Below are 19,123 nucleotides of genomic sequence, written 5' to 3' on the forward strand. Positions count from 1 at the left end.
CCGCCGCGAGCCATTTGACGGCTTCGCGGACCAGCTCGATGCGGGGCGGGTTGTCTGCCGCTTCGGCGAGGGCGTCCTCCACCGGGGGCACCATGATGGGGTCCAGCAGCACGTTCTGCGGAATTTCCAGCCACACGGGGCCCTGCGGCGAGGAGATCGCCTCGGTCCAGGCGTCCTGGATGGCGGAGGGGATGCCGGAGGCGTGCTGGATCAACCGCTGGCTCTTGGTGACGTTCGCGGCCGAGGCCTTCTGGTCATCGAGCTGGTGGAGCATTCCCTTGCGGCGCGCGCCGAGGCCCTCCAGCGGAATCTGGCTTGCGATGACCACCATGGGAACGCCGGTGGCATAGGCCTCCTGCAGCCCGGCCAGCGACGTCAGCGCGCCGGGACCAGTGGAGAGGAAGAGGACACCGACTTCGCCGGTGGCACGTGAGTAGCCGTCCGCGGCGAAGGCCGAGTTGTTCTCCACCCGGGAGGAGACGAAATGCAGGTTGCCGCGGCCCATCGCGTCGAACAAGCCCAGGGCATGCTGGCCCGGGATGCCGAAGACGGTTTTGGCGCCGAGCGCTTCGAGGGTCTCGACGACGAGGTCGCCGCCGTTGCGCACCCCGGTCACTGGGAGGCTCCGCTCTGGATGTGCTGGGCCGCCGGTGTGGCGAAGCCGGCCGGGCGGCGGGATTCCTGGCCGAGCGTCTGGGCGGCGTAGCCGTTGGCCGCCCCGAAGCGGTCGCCGTCCACGGCACGGTCCGCCATCAGGGTGACCAGTTCGTAGGCCACGTGGCTGGCGGCCACGCCGGTGATGTCCGCGTGGTCGTACGCGGGGGCGACCTCGACGACGTCGGCCCCGACCAGGTTCATGCCGCGGAAGCCACGGATGATTTCCAGCAGCTCGCGGCTGGTGATGCCGCCGGCTTCCGGGGTTCCGGTGCCGGGCGCGTGGGCGGGATCCAGCACGTCGATGTCCACGGAGATGTAGAGCGGACGGTTGCCGATCCGGTCGCGGACCTTGGCGACGGTTTCCAGGACGCCCTGGTAGTAGACGTCGGCAGAGGTGACGATGCCGAAGCCGAAGCGGTGGTCGTCGTCGAGGTCCTTCTTGCCGTAGAGCGGGCCGCGGGTGCCGATGTGGCTGATGGCCTCGGTGTCCAGGATGCCTTCCTCGACGGCGCGGCGGAACGGGGTACCGTGGGTGTACTCGGCGCCGAAGTAGGTGTCCCACGTGTCCAGGTGGGCGTCGAAGTGCAGCATGGCGACGGGCTGGCCGGCGCGTTCGGCGGCGGCGCGGAGCAGCGGCAGCGCGATGGTGTGGTCCCCGCCGAGGGTCAGCAGCTTGCTGCCGGAGGCGGTCAGGTCCAGGGCGTTCTGCTGGATGGTCTCGATCGCGTCGTTGATGTTGAAGGGGTTGACGGCCATGTCGCCGGCGTCGGCCACCTGGATGTTTTCGAAGGGGCTGACATCCCAGGCCGGGTTGTACGGGCGCAGCAGCCGGCTGGCCTCGCGGATGTGGTTGGACCCGAAGCGGGCACCGGGGCGGTAAGAGACGCCCGAATCGAAGGGCACGCCGACCACGGTGACGTCCGCCTTGGCGACCTGGTCCAGCCGCGGCAGGCGCGCGTAGGTGGCGGCTCCCGCGTAGCGCGGAATGCGGGATGAATCGATGGGGCCAAGGTTGCCATTGGCCTCGATGCGCAGCTCTTCCAAAAGAAAGCCTCTCCTTCGAGGATTGACCGACGGGTGTGACAGCCATCATACACTTCAAGTTGCCTCTTGTGCATCAAATGTTTACAAAGCAACCTCCCTTCGGCCGGGCTGACGTTCCAGCCCAGTTACTGTCCGCCGCAGCCGGACGGCGCCCCAGGGAAGCCCGGAAATCCGGGGTTCTCCGGCCGCCCGGGTCCGGTGCCGCGGCGAGTAACTGGGCAGGAGCGCAGGCCGCCCTCAATACCCGTTATCCAGATAGCCCGCCTGCCGTGTTTCGCCGCCCCCTTGCTGAGCCTTGTACTGGCCTGATGGACCCCTTGGAGTACCTGACCCAACTCGGTGGCGCCGCCCGGACCGGGCAATTGCTGGCCGCCGGCTTTTCCCGGACCGACATCGCACATTTGGCCGACGCCGGTGTGCGGCAACTCCGGCGGGGTGTGTTCGCCCTTCCCGACTGCCAGCCCGAGTTCATGGCCGCAGTCCGGCACAACGCCCGGGTCAGCTGCGCCAGCGCGGCCGGCCACTACGGGCTCTGGCTCCGCGAGCCGCCGGCGCAACACCATCTGGCCTGCAACCACGGCCATGGCGCGGGCTTCATTCGGCACCGCACGGTACGGTTTGACGGGCATCCGACGCTGCCGCTGGCCGCGGTCGAGGACGTCGTGCTGCATGCCATGTCGTGCCTCGCACCCCCGGCGTCAACGGCCATCGCGACATCAGCGATCCGCCTGCATGGCGTCCCGCTGGAATTGTTGAAGGCCCAGCTCACGGCCGACCGATCCGGCCAGGTCCGCAAGGCGCTGCACCAGCTGGACCTGCGGGCCGAGTCCATTGTGGAGGTCGACGCCCAGCACTTGTTCCGCGCCCACAGAATTGGCTACGACGCCCAGGTCTTCCTGTCCGGGATCGGCCGGGTCGACTTCCTCATCGAGGGGTTTCTGATAGTGGAAGTGGACGGCTTCGCGTTCCATTCCAGCCGCGAGGCCATGCGCCGGGACCTGGGCCGGAACAACGCCTCGACACTGAACGGTTTTGCGGTACTCCGGTACATGCCCGAGCACATCTGGTTCGAACCCCAGCGCGTCCTGGCCGAGATCCGTGCGGTGCTGGACCAGCGCCCGCAACCCAGACACTGACGTTCCCGCCCAGTTGCTCCGACAGAACCCCCGGCGCGCCCGCGGATTTCCGGGGTCCGCCGCGTCCAGCGGGCGGCCGGGGGGAAAGTAACTGGGCAGGAACGCGGCCCCGGCCCGTGGAAACTTAGCGGCTCGCGGCGGGGACCAGGACCCAGAGGACCTCGACGGCGGCATCCGTCGGGTTGACCCAGGTGTGCGGCTCGCGCCCCGGGAAAGTCACGGTGTCCCCCGCGTGGAGTTCGAATTCCTCGTTCGTGAGGATCAGCCGGATGCTGCCCCTGACCACGTGCAGCACATCGACGTCGCAGTCCACCGCATACAGTTCCGATTCGCCGCGGCCGCGGGGCTCGATCACGGCCTGGATGATCTGGACCCGGCGCTCCGAGCGCGCGGTCAGCAGGCGCTCCACAATCCCGTCGCCGCCCAGTGAGATCCGCGGGCCTTCGTTCTTCTTGGTGAGATGCGTTTCCGGGGCGGCAAAGAGATCGCCGATCGAGATGGAGAGCACCTGGCACAGCGTCACCAGGGACGCGACCGAGGGTGAGGTGAGGTCACGCTCAACCCGGCTGAGGAATCCTTTGGTCAGCCCGGTGGCGTCGGCAACCTGCTCGATGGTGAGCCGCTGCGACTGCCGGGCGGCGCGGATCCGGGAACCGATGGCAACGGGAACGTTGCTCGGTTCAACAGGTAGAGCCTTCATTTTGGAACCTTTCACGGCCGGCCGCTCGGCCCCATCGTTGGAGCAATACTAGCGGGACGGCATGGCCGGGAGGCCGGATCGACCCGCGGCGCGTAATGCGTCTTGACTGTTACCCGGATCACACATACTGTTTGGCAACAAGCGTTGCCTATTAGGCAATAGTTGCCAGCAAGTGTTACCTGATCCGAGGGACACATCCGCCGGCAAGAACCGTCACCGTACCCGTCAAAAAGCAGCTGGACCCCGGGCGCCCCGCAGTGTGCCGGCCGGTTCAGCCCTGCCCTGAACAGCTCCAAGGAGCCCTTAATGGACGCAAGTTTCGTCAACATCGCCATCGTGGTGGTGTACCTGGTCGCCATGCTGGCGTTCGGGTGGTGGGGCAAGTCCCGCACCAAGAACAACAGCGACTTCCTGGTGGCGGGCCGCCGCCTCGGCCCGTTCCTCTACACCGGAACCATGGCCGCCGTCGTGCTCGGCGGCGCCTCCACCGTAGGCGGCGTGGGCCTCGGCTACAAATTCGGCATCTCCGGCATGTGGCTGGTGGTCGCGATCGGCGCCGGTGTGCTGCTGCTCAGCCTGCTGTTCGCCAGCACCATCCAGAAGCTCAAGATCTACACGGTCTCGCAGATGCTGAGCCTGCGGTACGGCAGCAACGCCACCCAGACCTCAGGCATTGTGATGCTCGCCTACACGCTGATGCTCTGCGCCACGTCCACCGGCGCCTACGCCACCATTTTTGTGGTGCTCTTCGGCTGGGACCGCGCCCTCGCCATCGCCATCGGCGGCGCGATCGTCCTGGTCTACTCGACCATCGGCGGCATGTGGTCCATCACCCTGGCCGACCAGGTCCAGTTCGTCATCAAGACCGTCGGCATCTTCTTCCTGATGCTGCCGTTCACGCTCAACGCCGCCGGCGGCTTCGAGGGCATCCGTGCCCGCGTCGACGCCAGCTTCTTCCAGATTGACGGCATCGGCATCCAGACGATCATCACCTACTTCGTCGTCTACACCCTGGGCCTGCTGATCGGCCAGGACATCTGGCAGCGCGTCTTCACCGCCAAGACCCCCACGGTCGCCCGCTGGGGCGGCGCCACGGCCGGCATCTACTGCATCCTCTACGGTGCGGCCGGCGCCCTGATCGGCCTCGGCGCCCGCGTCGCCCTGCCGGACATCGACGTCAAGGCCCTCGGCAAGGACGTTGTCTACGCCGAGGTCGCCACCAACCTGCTGCCGATCGGCATCGGCGGCCTGGTGCTCGCCGCGGCCGTCGCGGCCATGATGTCCACGGCGTCCGGCGCCCTGATCGCCGCCGCCACTGTGGCCCGCGCCGACGTCCTGCCGTTCGTCGCCAGCTGGTTCGGCAAGAACATCAACACCGACGACACCGACAACCCGGAGCACGACGTCAAAGCCAACCGCATGTGGGTCCTGGGACTCGGCGTCGTCGCCATCGTCACCGCCATCATCACCAAGGACGTCGTCGCGGCGCTCACCATCGCCTACGACATCCTCGTCGGCGGGCTCCTGGTCGCCATCCTGGGCGGCCTGGTCTGGAAGCGCGGCACCGGTGTCGCAGCGGCAGCCTCCATGGCCGTCGGCTCGGTCATCACGCTCGGCACCATGATCATCCTGGAGATCAACGCCGAGGTCCCGCTGGACGGCATCTACGCCAACGAGCCGATCTACTACGGCCTGCTGGCCTCCGCAGTGGTCTACATCGCGGTATCGCTCCTGACCAAGCCGACGGATCCCGCGGTCATGGCAAACTGGCACCGCAGGGTCGCCGGGGACGCCGCCGAGGAAGTGCAGGTCCCCGTTTTGACCCACTAGGGCCCAGACAGCGAGTTTAAAGGTCGACGGCGGCGCTCCCCTTCCGGGGGCGCCGCCGGTGGTCGTTCAAGCCAAGGGGAGGATCATTCCTTCTCCTCAGACTCAAGGAATTCCTCGCCTTCCAGGGGGACCACCGGTTTCTCCTCGCCCAGGAAGTCCTCCTTCTCGAGGGGAACCAGCCGGTCGGCCTCTTCGAAGAGTTCTTCCTCCTCAGTCTCCTCGGAATCACTCACAGGCGCATCCTCGGCATAGTCGTAGGCGGGATCGGACTCGAGGGAATCCCGGGCCGGCTGGATTGGACGTGAGCCGATGTTGTCCATGATGCAACCTCCGTGTGACTGGGGTGGCGGCTAGGGCCCCGGAGAGCCCGCCCTGGGTTTCATTCGAACACCGCGAACCCGGGCGGTCAAGGGCTCCCAACGAACGGGACCCCGGCAGCTGCGAACGGCCCCGCGGCGCAGGCGCTTTTTACGGTTTGCCTAAAATCCGCACTGAGGATCACCAGCCGAAATTCCGCGAAAAGTCGGGGTACGCTGGATACGCAACGGGGCCGAACCATGCCCTTTCAAGCCCAGGAGCTTCCGTGTCCCAGCACGCCACATCTGACCCGTTCAACCCTGAACCCCACCATCGTGAACCCGGCCAGGCCGCCGCAACACCCAGCTCCGCGGACATTAAGCGCTGGCGGCAGTACCTCGCCGACGAACGGGCCGAGGCCGCCGTCTACCGCGACCTCGCCCAGAACCGCCGCGGCGAAGAGCGCGAGATCCTGCTCGCCCTGGCTGAAGCCGAGGGACGCCACGAGGCGCACTGGCTCCAGCTGCTGGGCGAGCACGCCGGCCGCTCCCGCCCCGCCTCGCTCCGCAGCCAGTTGTTGGGCTTCCTGGCCCGCCACTTCGGCTCGGTCTTTGTCCTGGCCCTCGCCCAGCGGGCCGAAAGCCGTTCGCCGTACGCCAACGACCCCTCGGCCACACCGGCCATGGTCGCCGACGAACAGATCCATGAGGAAGTGGTCCGCGGGCTCGCCACCCGGGGCCGCAACCGGCTGGCCGGCACCTTCCGGGCGGCCGTCTTCGGTGCCAATGACGGGCTGGTGAGCAACCTTTCCCTCGTCATGGGCATGGCCGCCTCCGGCGTCGGCAGCTCGGTGGTCCTGCTCAGCGGTGTCGCCGGGCTGCTGGCCGGGGCCCTGTCCATGGGGGCCGGCGAATTCATTTCCGTGCGCTCCCAGCGCGAACTCCTCGCAGCAACCCGCCCCACCCAGATCACCCTGGCCGCCGCACCGTCGCTGGACATCGAGCACAATGAACTCCTGCTGGTCTACCTGGCCCGCGGCATGTCGCGGGAGGCCGCCGAACACCGCGTCGCGGAGCGGATGGGCCTGCGCGACTGCGACTGTGATCCCAGCCTCTCGCTGCAGCCGGAGCTTCCGGAAGCCCGCGACGAGCACGAAGCCGTCGGGACCGCCTGGAGCGCGGCGGCGTCGAGCTTCTGCTTCTTCGCCTCCGGCGCCATAGTGCCGATCCTGCCCTTCGTCCTGGGCATGACCGGCGTCGCGGCGCTGGTGGTCTCCGCCGCCCTCGTGGGCCTGGCGCTCCTGTTCACCGGCGGCGTCGTCGGCCTCCTCTCCGGCACCTCCCCGACCTCCCGGGGCCTCCGCCAGCTGGCCATCGGCATGGGCGCGGCAGGCGTGACATACCTGCTGGGGCTGGCCTTCGGCGCCGTGGTTGCCTAGTGGACGGTCCTGAGTTCCGGGACCGGACACCGCGGCACAGCCGCTCCCGCGCCACGTGGCGGATCGTCCGCGGCCTCGCCACGGCCGCGCTGGTTGCCGGTGCCGCGTTCCTGGCCGCCGGCGTCATGTACGGTGATCCGCGTTTTGCCGGACTCTTCGAGGTCAGCCGCGGGGCCAGTCCGGGCACCGCGATGGCCGGCCACCCCGGGCAGCCGGCGTCCGCTGAGGCGGTCCGCACGGACACTCCCCCGGCCGGACTCGAAGAACAGGGCGAGCCGCTCGGCCGCCCGCAGAAGCCGGCAGTGGCCAGCAGCTCGTACAAGTTCCTGGCCGTGAACGACGACGGCACCCCGGTGGGCTATTCGCCGTGCCGGCCGCTGCATTATGTTGTCAACGCGGCGCTCGCTCCGAACGGCGCCGAGCGCCTCGTCGAGGACGCGATCAGGACGGTGTCCCGCGCCACCGGCATCAAATTCGTCGACGACGGGCCCACCACCGAGGCGCCCGCCCAGTCCCGCATCCCGTACCAGCAGGCCGCCTACGGGGAACGCTGGGCGCCGCTGCTGATCGCGTGGACCACCCCGGACCAGGCCCCGCAGCTCGCCGGCCCGGTAATCGGCACCGGTGGCAGCACCCATTTCAGCTTTGGCGACGGACCCAGGAGCTTCGTCACCGGCAGCCTGGAACTCGATGCCCCACAGATCGCCGAGGACCTCAGACGGCCGGACGGAGCCGCCTATGCCACCGCGGTGATCCTGCACGAGCTCGGCCATGTCATGGGGCTGGAGCACGTGGACGATCCCGCGCAGCTCATGTACCCCGAGATCGGAGCGCCCGACGGCCTCGCCGCGGGCGATCTGAACGGCCTCTATGAGCTGGGTAAAGCGCAGTGCCGCAAGGACCTCTGAGCGCCTAACGGTCCAGGACGGCGAGCGCCTCCTCCACGGTATCCACCAGGAAGATCCGGCTTTCCATCCGCCGCCCTGCGGCGAGACTCTGCAGCAGGGGCCACGCCGGGTAGCGCCGCAGCCAGTGCTCCTCCCCCACCAGCACCATCGGCATGATGGTCTCCGGGGTGCCATAGTAGTTTTCGCAGGCATCCTGGAAGATCTCCTGCACGGTGCCCCCGGAACCCGGCAGGAAGACAATGCCGCCGTTGCACAGTTCCAACAGGATGGCCTCGCGGATGGAGTTCGCGAAGTACTTGGCAATGTGGGTGGCGAAAAAGTTGGGCGGCTCGTGCCCGTAAAACCAGGTGGGGATCCCCAGCGACGGTGTGCCCTCCGGATGGAGTTCGACGATGGCCGCGGCGGAGCGCGCCCACGCCGAAACGGACGGCCGGAATCCGGGCACCGCCGCGAGGTCGTCCAGGGCGCGCCGGAAGTCCGGCTCCGGGGCCCCGCTCAGGTAGGCGCCGAGGTTGGCGGCCTCCATGGTGCCGGGACCGCCGCCGGTGGCAACCACCCGGCCGTCCCTGGCCAGCAGCCTTCCCAGCAGCGCGGCTTCCTCGAAGACAGGGGAAGCGCGGCTCGCAGTATGTCCGCCCATAACACCCACCATGGTCCGGCCGGCGCAGAATTCCGAGCGGGTCAGCTCCTCGAGGGCATCGCCGATCGAATGGTCATGCAGGGCCGCGGCGAGGGTTGCGTCCAGCCGGCGGCGCTGTCCCGGCCGGATGCTCCACTGGTACACCTTGGCGTCCGGAGTGTCCTCATAACGTGAGTCGGAGATGCCGTCGTAGAGCTCCTGCGGGGTGTACAGCTGCCCGCGGTAAGGGTTGAACGGAACGGCTTCGAGTTTGGGGAAGATCAGCGCGCCGCGGCTGCGCAGCGAATCCTCCACGCCGCCGTCGAACGTGCACCCCAGGAAGATCCCGCCCTGGGCGTTCATGGCCTCCAGCTGCGCTGTCCGGCCGCGGAGGTCCAGCGACTGGGCATGCCAGCCCTGCATGGACGTCGCCCCGGCCGCGACCAGCCGGTCGAAGCTGTCCAGGCTTTCGACCTCCAGCGTGCGCGGGCTGGGGTGCAGGCTGCGGGCGGCACTCATCCGGCAGGCCTAGTGGAGGTTGTCCGGAGCGGTGCCGGACCCTGACGTGGCTTCCGAGGTCATGTAGGCGTCAAGTTTGGCGAGGGTCTGTTCGATGTTGGCCGGGTGGCGGCGGAGGTAGCCGGCCAGGCGCAGGAGGATCCTGGCGCGCACGTCCCGCGCGTCCCATTGTTCGGTGACGAGCGTGCCCGGCTTGCCGGCGGAATCGGTGGCCGGCTCCAGCAGGTAGCGCCAGATGTGGCCGCCGAAGTGCCGCCACGCGATCCGCCGGCCCTCCTCGAACTCGCAGACCGTGTTGAGAATCTTGTAGTCCAATTTCATGTTCATTTCCATGCCGAACTTCGCCCCGAGGGCCAGCCGTTCAGGGCCACGCGGCTGGGCGCCCTTGACGGTGTCGGAGCCGTCAATCACGCTGTGCAGGGCGGGGGTGGCCAGCACGTCGAAGATGGCTTCCGGAGCGGCCGCGATGAAGCGGCTGCGGGACACGAGATATCTGTTGGTCATCCGGCAATCCTAGACCTGCGTTGAAACAGGGAGGTTCTGTTGCAGAATAAACCATGCAGATTCAGCCCCTCCCCCGCAGCAGCCGGCCCCGCATTGGCATCCCGGTCCGCCTGAGCAGCTCCACGGAGGCGGATCCGCGTGTGGCGGAGGCCAACGAACTCTTCGATTACATTGTGGAACTGGTGCGCGACGGCGGCGGCGAACCGGTGCTGCTCACCGCAGCCGAGGATCCGCTGGAGCCGCTCGACGGCGTCGTCCTTCCGGGCGGCGGCGACCTGGACCCCCGGCTCTACGGCGAGGAACCCGGCGATGCCTGCTATGACGTCAGCCGGGCCCAGGATGAACTGGACCTGGCGGTTGCCCGGCGGTCGATCGGCGCCGGGCTGCCCGTCCTCGGCATCTGCCGGGGGCACCAGCTGCTCAATGTCCTCTATGGCGGCACGCTGGTCCAGGACATGGATCCGGGCTCCGTGGCGCACCGGGAACCCGAGCCGGTGCACGGGGCGGGGCCGTGGGCCTGGCACGAGGTCGAAGTGCAGGGCGGAAGTAGGGTTGCCGGCCTGTACAGCGCGATGGAGAAGGGCGTGACGGGGGCCGGCGCCGGCGGGACCGGAGGCGGNCTCCCCTGCCGTGACGGTGAAGATTGCCTCCGGACACCATCAGGCCGTGGCCCGGGTGGCGGACGGCCTGGTCGTGACGGCCGTGGCGGAGGACGGGACGGTGGAGGCGCTGGAGGACCCCGACCGTTGGGTGGCGTCGGTGCAGTGGCACCCGGAGGCCCAGGAACTCCCGGCCGGGGAGCGGCTGGCACCGTTCCGTGCCTTTGTTGAGGTGTGTCGCAGCTCTCCAATGGGCTGAACTGCCCTGCTATCATGAACTTAGGCAGTATGTCCTATCAAGAGAACATATGCCGAGGCAGGTGATCGGCGGCCCACCCGGGGGCCAAGGTCCGGGGCACAAGGGAGCTTAGAGACGTGGCTATTCAAAAAGTGGTTAATCCACTTAATCTCAACATCGACCGGTCCTCCCCGGTGCCGCTCTACCACCAGGTGGTCCAGGGCATCGAAGCCGCGATCCACGGCGGGACGCTTCCGCCCGGCAGCCGCCTCGACAACGAGATCGACCTGGCCGCGCAGCTGAACCTGTCCCGCCCCACCATGCGCAAGGCCATGGACGAGCTGGTCCGCTCCGGCCTGCTGGTGCGCAAGCGTGGCGTCGGCACCCAGGTGGTCTCCAGCCAGGTCCGGCGTCCCCTTGAGCTCTCCAGCCTCTTCGACGACCTCAGCAACAACGGCAGCAAGCCCACCACCGACGTGCTGAGCTTCTCCCACGACGAGGCCGACGCCGCCACCCGGGCAGCACTCCAGCTGCCGGCCGGCGCCAAGGTCTACCACTTCACCCGGCTCCGGAAGGTCGGCGGAAAACCGCTCGCGCTGATGGAGAACTGGGTGCGCGATGACATCACCACCATCGATGAAGCGCTTCTGGCCTCACAGGGCCTTTACGCCATCCTCCGCAACGGCGGCGTGAACTTCCGGCTCGCCTCGCAGCGGATCGGCGCCATGATCGCCAACGACTACCAGGCAACCCTGCTGGACACCACCGCAGGCTCGGCACTCGTCACCATGGACCGCACGGCCGTCGACGACACCGGGCGCCAGGTGGAGACCGGCCACCACGTCTACCGTGCGGATTCCTACAGCTTCGAAATGACGCTGGTTCAGCGATAAGACCCGCGCCCTCTTCCGGCGCGACAACGAAAGGGCAGAACTGATGGCCAACTGGGTCTATCCGCTCGGCACCGCTTCCCAAGGCAACTGGGATATCTCACTGGGAACTTCCGATTCCACCGTGGAGGTGGAGGGTTGGGCCCACACCGGGCTGAAGGTCGCCACGCTGGGGGCTTCGGCCGCCGTCGAACTTCCGGCCGCGGATGAGGAACGCATCATCATCCCGCTCAACGGGTCCTTCACGGTGACCGTCGACGGCGAGGAGTACCGGCTGGCCGGCCGGACGAACGTCTTCAGCGGCCCCAGCGACGTCCTCTACACGGGAACCGGCAGGGCCGCGACCATCAGTTCGGCCGACGGCGGACGCGTCGCCGTGGCCACCGCTCCGGCCCGGGCGTCCTACCCGACCCGCCTGATCACCGCCGCGGAGACTCCGGTGGAACTGCGCGGGGCCGGCAACTGTTCCCGCCAGGTCCACAACTTCGGCACGCCCGCCGCGCTGGAGGCGGACCGTTTTATCGTCTGCGAGGTCCTGACACCGGCCGGCAACTGGTCCTCCTATCCCCCACACAAGCACGACGAGGAGAAGGACGGCGAGACCAGCCTCGAGGAGATCTACTACTTCGAAACCCGGGTCACCCCGGGCGCCCCGGCCCGACCGGGCACAGACGACGCGATCGGCTACCAGCGCGTGTACGCCTCGGACGATCGGCCCATCGACGTCTCCGCGGAGGTGCGGACCGGCGACGTCGTCCTGGTGCCCTACGGCTGGCACGGCCCGGCCATGGCAGCCCCCGGCTACGACCTGTACTACCTCAACGTGATGGCGGGTCCCGGCGCGGTCCGTGACTGGCTCATCAGCGACGATCCGCACCACGGCTGGATCCGCCAGACGTGGGAGGGCCAGGACCTGGACCCGCGGCTGCCCTTCGGCGCCTGAGACGCACCACCCACCGCGCCCCACCCAGCCGGGACGACAGAACCCCCGGAGCCCTTGAACTGGGCTCCGGGGGTTCTGCGTTCCGCCCCGGCCGCGAAAACCGGGCGTGCGTTCAGCCGGCCACAGTCTGGGCCACCCGGACAGGCACGCCGGTGGCGAGGGATTCCTGGGCGGCGTCCGCGACGCGCGAGGCGGCCACGGCATCCTCGGCGGTGCAGGGGTTTTCCCGGCGGCCCAAGATCAGCTCGATGAAGGCAGCCATCTCGGACCGGTAGGCCGCCTCGAAGCGTTCGGCGAAGGTCCGGTGGGGCACTCCGGCCGGGAAGGTGACCCCAGCTTCGGCCGAGGCCAGCGCCGATTTCTCGTCCAGCCCGACCATGATCGACCGGCGGGAACCCTGGATTTCCAGCCGCACGTCGTGGCCGGCCCCGTTGAAGCGGGTGGCCGAGACGGTTCCCACGGTGCCGTCGTCGAAGCTCACCAGCGCGAGTGCTGTGTCCACATCGCCGGCTTCCCCGATGGCCGGGTCCCCGTTGTTGGAACCCTTGGCGTAGACCTCGACGATTTCCCGGCCGGTGAGCCAGCGCAGGATATCGAAATCGTGGACCGAGCAGTCACGGAACAGGCCGCCGGAGCTGGCCAGGAACTCGACCGGCGGCGGCGTCATGTCGCAGGTGACGGCGCGCAGTGAGTGGATCCAGCCCAGTTCCCCGGCCTGGTAGGCGCGCCGGGCCTCCAGGTAGCCGGCGTCGAAGCGGCGCTGGTGGCCGATCTGGACAACGCCATGCCGTTCCCGGATGTAGTCGAGCACGGGCAGGGCGTCTTCCACGTTCAGGGCGACGGGTTTCTCGCAGAACACCGGGATTCCGGCGTCCACTCCGGCCGTGATCAGGTCCGGGTGGGTCCCGGTTCCCGTGGCGATGACGAGTCCGTCCAGCCCGGAGGCCAGGAGCGCCTCTACCGAGGGCAGGAACTCGGCACCCAGCCCAGCGGCGATTCCCCGGGCGTGGTCCACCGCGACGTCGGTGAGCCGGAGCCTGACGTTGATGCCCTGCGGGTTCAGGACGTTGTTGAGCGCGGCGATGTTGTTGGCGTGCATCACGCCGATCCGCCCCACCCCGACCAGTCCGAGGATGACTTCTTTCATTCTTTTACTCCCGTGTGTAATGCCGGCACGGCAAAAGCCGCCCGGAAAGCCTCCAGGGCCGCGCCACTGTCGCCGCTGGCCCAGGCTTCCATGCCTACGGTTCCGCCGTAGCCTGCCTCGGCGAGCGCCCTGGCGACGGCCACGTAGTTGATCTCACCGGTTCCGGGTTCGCAGCGGCCCGGAACATCCGCCACCTGGATCTCACCGAGGTGGGGCAGTGCGGCCCGCACCAGCTCGATGAGGTTCCCCTCCCCCAGCTGGGCGTGGTAGAGGTCCAGCATGAGTTTCACCCTTGGGTGGCCGACGGCCGCCACGAGCGCGAGGGTGTCCTTCGCGCGGGCCAGCGGGATGCCGGGGTGGTCGAGGATGGTATTGAGGTTCTCAAGGCAGAACGTCACCCCGTATTTCTCGCCGAGCCGACCGAGCCGCTCGAGGGTCCGGGCCCCGGTGATCCACATCGGCCCGCTGGACCGGTAGACGGGACGGGCCGCGTGGCCGTCGATGAGTTCGGCCGGGTGCACCACCATCCGGCTCACACCGAGCTCCAGGGCGGTGGGGATCAGCGACTCGGCCGTCCGCACCACCTCATCGGCCGACTCGGGGTCCACCAGGCTGCCGGCGGTGTATCCGGTCATGGAGGAAAACACAGCCCCGGTGGCCTTGAGGGCTCCGATGTCTTTGGTCCTGGAGTCCCAGAGTTCGACGTCGAACCCGGCCTCGTGGATCCGGCGCACCCGCTCCGTGAACGGGAGCTCGGTGAAGACCATCTCCGCGCAGACGGCCAGGCGCATCAGAGGACTGCCGTCTCGTTGGCGGCGGTTGTGTTGGCGGCGGTTGTGTTGACCGCCACGGGGGTGCCACGCTTGACCGACTCGATGCAGGCCAGCGCCATGGCCAGTGCGCGCCGGGCGTCAGTAGCCCCGGGGGTGAGCGAGTAAGCAGCCGACGGCGCCCTGGTGCCGTCGCGCCGCGCGCGCACGGCGTCGGCAAAGTCGACGAGTTCATCGGTGTAGGCCTGGCGGAAGAGCTCGATGTTCAGCCGCGGGGTGTCGGACGACATCCCTTCGGCGGTGAACCGGCGCGCGGCGGTTTCCGTGGCGCGGCCGGCCTGGACCATGCCTTTGGAGCCGAAGACTTCCCCGCGGATGTCGTAGCCGTAGAGGGCGCTGAAGTTTGCCTCGGCCACCGCGATGGAACCGTTGCTGTAGCGGATGGTCACGACTGCCGTGTCCAGGAAGCCCTGGTCGCGCAGTCCGGGTTCCACGAGAGCGTCGGCAAGGGCGTAGACCTCCACCGGTTCGGCGCCTTCGTTGAACCAGTTCAGCGTGTCGAAGTCGTGGATCAGGGTTTCCAGGAAGACGGTCCACGCCGGGACCCTGGCCGCGTGCGGAATGCGTCCGGTGCCTGGATCCCGGGTCAGCGAGCGCAGCAGTTGCGGCGTCCCGATGGTTCCGGCGGAGATGTCCTTCTTGGCGGCCCGGAAGTCCTCCGCGTACCGGCGGTTGAAGCCGATCTGGAAGTGCACTCCGGCGGCCTCCACGGCGGCCAGGGCGGCGTCGAGCTCGTCGAGTCCCTGTCCGGCCGGCTTCTCGCAGAACACGTGTTTCCCGGCATTGGCGGCCTGGGCGATCAGGGACGAGTGGAAGCGCGCCGGGCTGGCAATGATCACGGCGTCGATCTCCGGGTCGGCAAGGATGTCGGCGGCGTCGGCGGTCACCTTGCCGGCTCCCAGAGTGGTTGCGAGCGCAGCGGCGGACTCTACATTGGGGTCCGCGATGGCCGCGAGCTCGGCGCCCGGGACCCGGCGGGCGACGCTCTCGGCGTGGAAAGCACCCATCCAGCCGGAGCCGATAAGTCCGATGCGCACGGGCGCCGGGAGATCGGCTGAGTTTCGATTCAGGTAAGCCATGGGCTTGTCCTTTCAGATAATCACAACTGTCTGAGTGTGGGCTGGTCAAGGGGCCGCGGCTTCCTCGCCGCGGCTCGGCCAGCGCAGGAAAAAGCAGGGCCGGGCCCTGCTGGGCGGGCCCTGCTTTCCCGTGGTGCTAGTAGGTCTTGCCGGTCGTTTGGGCTACCTCGGCCATCTCGCCCTGGACTTCCTTGACGATGTCGCCGTGGCCGCCGAGCTGTTCGAGTTCGTGGGCGAGTTCGGCGAGTTCGGCGCCGCCGGCCATCTGGGCGGTGAGTTCGTCGAGGGTGATGTCCTTCTTGTCGTAGTAGCCGATGGACTTGCCGCGTTTGAGCAGCAGGAACCGGTCGCCGACGGGGAAGGCGTGGTGCGGGTTGTGGGTGATGAAGATGACGCCGAGGCCGCGGTCGCGGGCCTGCAGGATGTAGCGGAGCACCACGCCGGACTGCTTCACGCCCAGGGCGGCGGTGGGCTCGTCCAGGATCAGGACCTTCGCGCCGAAGTACACGGCCCGGGCGATCGCGACACACTGGCGTTCACCGCCGGAGAGCTGGCCGATGGGCTGTTCGACGTCGCGGAGGTCGATGCCCATCGCGGCGAGTTCCTTGAGCGTGATCTCCTTCATCTTCTCAACGTCCATGCTCTTGAACGGGCCGAAGCCGGACGTCAGCTCGGAGCCGAGGAAGAAGTTCCGCCAGATCGGCATCAACGGCACCACCGCGAGGTCCTGGTAGACGGTCGCGATGCCGGCGTCCAGGGCGTCGCGGGGNGGGGGGAGGTGAATTTGCGTTCCTGGCCCATGACCTTCAGGATCCCGGCGTCGTGCTGGTGCAGGCCGGCGATGATTTTGATCAGGGTGGACTTGCCCGCGCCGTTGTCGCCCAGGACGCAGGTGACGCGGCCGTTGTCCACGGCCATCGTGACATCACTCAGGGCGATGATGTTGCCGTAGTGCTTGGCGACCCCGTCGAGGGAGAGCAGGTGCACCGGGGTGTGGGTGAGGGGGTCCTTTTCGTTCTGCAGGAGTGTTTGCTGGTCGATTTCTTTGGCGTTCATGTTCTCTTAGGCCCCTTTACTTCAGTTCCGCGCGGCGCTTGACGATGAGGTTGACGATGGTGGCCAGCAGCAGCATCAGGCCCAGGAAGAACTTGAACCAGTCCGGGTTCCACTGCGCGTACACGATGCCCTTGTTGGCCATGCCGAAGATGAACGCGCCGATCGCGCCGCCGATCGCCGAGCCGTAGCCGCCGGTGAGCAGGCAGCCGCCGATGACCGCGGCGATGATGTAGAGGAATTCGTTGCCGACGCCTTCACCGGACTGCACGGTGTCGAAGGCGAAGAGGTTGTGCATGCCCAGGATCCAGCCGCAGAACCCCACGGCCATGAACAGGCCGATCTTGGTGGCCTTGACCGGCACGCCCACGGCGCGGGCGGCGTTGGCGTCCCCGCCGACGGCGAAGATCCAGTTCCCCACCCGGGTCCGCATCAGCACCCAGGTCGCCACAGCGACGAGCGCGAACCAGATGAACACGGTGATTTTGACTTCGACGCCGCCGATGCTGACCGAGGAGGCGAACACCGCCCGGGCCGAGGCGAAGCCGTCCATGGCTGCGATGGACGGTGAGGACACCGAGCCGCCGATCAGGCGGGTCAGGCCCAGGTTCAGGCCGGTCAGCATCAGGAACGTCGCCAGGGTGACGATGAAGGAAGGCAGCTTGGTCTTCATCAGGATCCAGCCGTTGATGAAGCCGATGGACAAGGAGACCAGCAGGGCCAGGGCCACGCCGACCCAGACGTTCGTGCTGAAGTACCAGCTGAACATCGACGCGGTCAGGGCCGAGGAGATCACGGCGACACCGGTGGAGAGGTCGAACTCACCGCCGATCATCAGCAGGGACACCCCGACCGCCATGATCCCGATCGTGGAGGAACCGTAGAGGATGGTCGCCAGGGCGTTGGGCTGGGTGAACGTCGGGGACACCAACGCGAAGAAGACGAAAAGGACGATCGCGCCCACAAGTGCACCAACCTCGGGCCGGCCGAGGAGTTTCTGGAACGGACTGCGCTTGGCGACGCGCTCATCGGGCGCCGGTGCTGTGGTCTTTGTCTGGGTGATGGTCATGATAACTCTCCTTGCTGCCGGGCCGGCCATGGGCCGGCCCGGCCAGCGGGCTGTTAGCGGATACCCTGCTTGGCGAAGGTCAGGACATCAGCCGCATTTGACTTGTCGACGAGGCTCGGGCCGGTCAGGACCGACAGGCCACCGCCGATGCTGAAGCCTCCGCGCTTGTTCTGCCACAGCGCATCAACGGCGCCGTAGCCCTGCAGCCACGGCTGCTGATCCACTGTGAACAGAACTGCACCATCCACGATCTTCTGGGCGAGGTCCGCGTTCAGGTCGAAACTTGCAACCTTGGCAGAGCTGCCCGCGTCCGTGACCGACTTGAGGAGTGTCAGTGTGATGGGGGCGCCGAGGCCGATGATGACGTCGGCGTCCTTGGAAGCTTGCAGTTTGGCTGTCGCGGTGGACTGGACGGAGGTCATGTCCTTGCCGTCGACGTAAAGAATCTCCGTTCCAGGCACCTTCGCCTTGACGCCGGCGCAACGTGCTTCAAGTCCGACGTGGCCCTGCTCCTGAATCACGCAGACCGGGTGTTTGAAGTTCTCCGCCGCGAGCCGGGTGCCGACGGCCTCGCCGGCGAGCTTTTCGTTCGAGCCGAAGTGGGTGAACGCCCCCAGCTGCGCCGAGACCCCCTCGCCGGCGTTGAGGCTCACAATCGGGATGCCGGCGTCGGTGGCCTTTTTCAGCGCGTCCTTGAGGGCTTCGGGCTTGGCGAGCGTGACCGCAATGCCGTCGACCTTCTGGTCGATAGCCTGCTGGATGAGCTGGGCTTGGCGCCCGGCTTCGGGATCGGACGTGTAGAGAAGCTCAACGTTGTCCTTCGCCGATGCCTCCTCGGCACCCTTGCGAACGATGTCCCAGAAAGTGTCACCTGCTGCGGCGTGGGTGATCAGGGCGATCTTCATCCGCTCTGTGGTGGCGACCTGGCCACCGCCGGCCGCATTGCCTGAGTCTGCGGGCTTGCCACCGGTGCTGGAGCACGCGCTCAGGGCCAGCATGGGTACTACAGCCGCGACAAGGGTTGCCTTGCGCCAGGAAAATTTAGCCACCGTGAATCTCCTTTGATTTCAGCTCCGGGCTGCTACCTTGCAGCCGCCGGAATAATGCCTACCTCGATCATGGTGATTTAGCTCACTCATGTCAATAGTTTGTCCTGACATTAGGATGTAATCACGCAACTAAGACGGTTGGCGCGTAAAGAATCTCCGATTTGACGGCTACGTCTGGACCCGAGGCAAAGCCGGAAACAGAATTCGATTTATTGTCAGAGGTCCCTGATGTACTTGGCGTATGGACATCTCAGCCTGGAGCGCCGAGAGCAGGGAAGCCCTGGCTGCGGTCGGGGCGGCGTTTGCGCCGCACTTCCTGGACCCTGACGCACCGGACCCGGCCCGCGGGCGCCCGGCCGGGGAGCTCGTTCCGGCCCGGTTCCGGGCCAAGGCCCGCACCTGGCGGGAACGCCACCAGCGGGACAGCATCGAGACACGCCACACCAAATGCGCTGCGGAGCCGAGCTTCTACGAGCCCCTCGACGATTCCATCCTGGACCACTTCCTTTTGCATTACGCCTGACCGACTAAGTTAGGGGCCGCTCCCGTGGATTGTTCGCGCAGGCAGGTTGGC

The 19,123-nt window shown here is 67.6% G+C and carries 19 protein-coding genes and 2 pseudogenes; 9 read left to right on the forward strand and 12 right to left on the reverse strand.

Annotation, left to right across the window (positions count from 1 at the left end; all coding sequences use genetic code 11):
* Together K789_RS0103265 and speB are read right to left on the reverse strand one after the other, a co-directional pair.
* Positions 1-616: thiamine pyrophosphate-binding protein (locus K789_RS0103265; protein ID WP_024365501.1), on the reverse strand; the 616-nt coding region annotated here is incomplete at its 3' end.
* Entirely contained in the window at positions 613-1,701 is a 1,089-nt protein-coding gene (gene speB / locus K789_RS0103270; protein WP_024365502.1) for an agmatinase, read from the reverse strand. The genes speB and K789_RS0103265, both read right to left, overlap by 4 nt.
* 308 nt (positions 1,702-2,009) lie before the next feature.
* Between speB and K789_RS0103275 the strand changes: the two genes are divergently transcribed.
* Complete coding sequence (locus tag K789_RS0103275) at positions 2,010-2,837, forward strand: DUF559 domain-containing protein (protein WP_024365503.1); 828 nt, start codon at positions 2,010-2,012, stop codon at positions 2,835-2,837.
* 124 nt (positions 2,838-2,961) lie between these two features.
* Here the strand turns inward: K789_RS0103275 and K789_RS0103280 are convergent, their stop codons facing one another.
* Positions 2,962-3,537 (reverse strand): helix-turn-helix domain-containing protein, encoded by a 576-nt coding sequence (locus tag K789_RS0103280; RefSeq protein ID WP_024365504.1) that lies wholly within the window; start codon positions 3,535-3,537, stop codon positions 2,962-2,964.
* 306 nt (positions 3,538-3,843) lie between these two features.
* On the opposite strand from K789_RS0103280, the gene K789_RS0103285 reads away from it, so the two are divergent.
* Positions 3,844-5,367, forward strand: a complete 1,524-nt coding sequence (locus K789_RS0103285; protein WP_024365505.1) for a sodium:solute symporter — start codon at positions 3,844-3,846, stop codon at positions 5,365-5,367.
* An 83-nt stretch (positions 5,368-5,450) separates the two neighbouring features.
* Here the strand turns inward: K789_RS0103285 and K789_RS0103290 are convergent, their stop codons facing one another.
* On the reverse strand, positions 5,451-5,687 hold the full coding sequence (locus tag K789_RS0103290; RefSeq protein ID WP_024365506.1) for a hypothetical protein: 237 nt from the start codon (positions 5,685-5,687) through the stop codon (positions 5,451-5,453).
* Positions 5,688-5,950: 263 nt separating this feature from the next.
* Between K789_RS0103290 and K789_RS0103295 the strand changes: the two genes are divergently transcribed.
* Together K789_RS0103295 and K789_RS0103300 are read left to right on the forward strand one after the other, a co-directional pair.
* Positions 5,951-7,102, forward strand: coding sequence for a VIT1/CCC1 transporter family protein (locus tag K789_RS0103295; RefSeq protein WP_024365507.1), 1,152 nt, complete (start codon positions 5,951-5,953; stop codon positions 7,100-7,102).
* A complete protein-coding gene (locus K789_RS0103300; protein ID WP_024365508.1) occupies positions 7,102-8,010 on the forward strand; it encodes a matrixin family metalloprotease in 909 nt (302 codons plus the stop codon). The genes K789_RS0103295 and K789_RS0103300 overlap by 1 nt, the downstream gene beginning before the upstream one ends.
* A gap of 4 nt (positions 8,011-8,014) precedes the next feature.
* Here K789_RS0103300 and K789_RS0103305 read toward each other — a convergent pair whose 3' ends face one another.
* Complete coding sequence (locus K789_RS0103305; protein ID WP_024365509.1) at positions 8,015-9,148, reverse strand: LOG family protein; 1,134 nt, start codon at positions 9,146-9,148, stop codon at positions 8,015-8,017.
* 9 nt (positions 9,149-9,157) lie between these two features.
* On the reverse strand, positions 9,158-9,652 hold the full coding sequence (locus K789_RS0103310) for an SRPBCC family protein (protein WP_024365510.1): 495 nt from the start codon (positions 9,650-9,652) through the stop codon (positions 9,158-9,160).
* A 53-nt stretch (positions 9,653-9,705) separates the two neighbouring features.
* Between K789_RS0103310 and K789_RS26370 the strand changes: the two are divergent.
* The 4 genes and pseudogenes from K789_RS26370 to iolB form a co-directional block, all read left to right on the forward strand.
* Positions 9,706-10,167: pseudogene (locus K789_RS26370) on the forward strand (gamma-glutamyl-gamma-aminobutyrate hydrolase family protein); the annotation flags it as partial.
* A gap of 115 nt (positions 10,168-10,282) precedes the next feature.
* Positions 10,283-10,510 carry a gamma-glutamyl-gamma-aminobutyrate hydrolase family protein gene (locus K789_RS26375; protein WP_024365512.1) on the forward strand — a complete coding sequence of 76 codons (228 nt, stop codon included), beginning with the start codon at positions 10,283-10,285 and terminating at the stop codon, positions 10,508-10,510.
* Between the two features lie 131 nt (positions 10,511-10,641).
* Entirely contained in the window at positions 10,642-11,382 is a 741-nt protein-coding gene (locus tag K789_RS0103320) for a GntR family transcriptional regulator (RefSeq protein WP_024365513.1), read from the forward strand.
* Positions 11,383-11,425: 43 nt separating this feature from the next.
* Positions 11,426-12,322 (forward strand): 5-deoxy-glucuronate isomerase, encoded by an 897-nt coding sequence (iolB, locus tag K789_RS0103325; RefSeq protein WP_024365514.1) that lies wholly within the window; start codon positions 11,426-11,428, stop codon positions 12,320-12,322.
* A 112-nt stretch (positions 12,323-12,434) separates the two neighbouring features.
* On the opposite strand, the gene K789_RS0103330 is transcribed toward iolB, so the two are convergent.
* The 6 genes and pseudogenes from K789_RS0103330 to K789_RS0103355 all read right to left on the reverse strand — a co-directional run bounded on the left by K789_RS0103330 (position 12,435) and on the right by K789_RS0103355 (position 18,549).
* Positions 12,435-13,469 (reverse strand): Gfo/Idh/MocA family oxidoreductase, encoded by a 1,035-nt coding sequence (locus tag K789_RS0103330; RefSeq protein WP_024365515.1) that lies wholly within the window; start codon positions 13,467-13,469, stop codon positions 12,435-12,437.
* Positions 13,466-14,260: a TIM barrel protein gene (locus K789_RS0103335; RefSeq protein WP_024365516.1), complete on the reverse strand. Its 795-nt coding sequence runs from the start codon at positions 14,258-14,260 to the stop codon at positions 13,466-13,468. Before K789_RS0103335 ends, K789_RS0103330 begins: the two co-directional genes overlap by 4 nt.
* Positions 14,260-15,378 (reverse strand): Gfo/Idh/MocA family oxidoreductase, encoded by a 1,119-nt coding sequence (locus tag K789_RS0103340; protein ID WP_024365517.1) that lies wholly within the window; start codon positions 15,376-15,378, stop codon positions 14,260-14,262. The genes K789_RS0103335 and K789_RS0103340 overlap by 1 nt, the downstream gene beginning before the upstream one ends.
* A 136-nt stretch (positions 15,379-15,514) precedes the next feature.
* Positions 15,515-16,434: pseudogene (locus tag K789_RS22180) on the reverse strand (ATP-binding cassette domain-containing protein).
* A 16-nt stretch (positions 16,435-16,450) separates the two neighbouring features.
* Positions 16,451-17,500, reverse strand: a complete 1,050-nt coding sequence (locus K789_RS0103350; RefSeq protein WP_024365518.1) for an ABC transporter permease — start codon at positions 17,498-17,500, stop codon at positions 16,451-16,453.
* 53 nt (positions 17,501-17,553) lie between these two features.
* Positions 17,554-18,549, reverse strand: coding sequence for a substrate-binding domain-containing protein (locus tag K789_RS0103355; protein ID WP_024365519.1), 996 nt, complete (start codon positions 18,547-18,549; stop codon positions 17,554-17,556).
* Positions 18,550-18,790: 241 nt separating this feature from the next.
* Here K789_RS0103355 and K789_RS26755 point away from each other — a divergent pair, with 241 nt between their 5' ends.
* Positions 18,791-19,072 carry a hypothetical protein gene (locus tag K789_RS26755; protein WP_024365520.1) on the forward strand — a complete coding sequence of 94 codons (282 nt, stop codon included), beginning with the start codon at positions 18,791-18,793 and terminating at the stop codon, positions 19,070-19,072.
* Positions 19,073-19,123 lie beyond the last annotated feature (51 nt).

This window comes from Arthrobacter sp. TB 26 (assembly GCF_000427315.1).
Classification (GTDB): Bacteria; Actinomycetota; Actinomycetes; order Actinomycetales; family Micrococcaceae; genus Arthrobacter.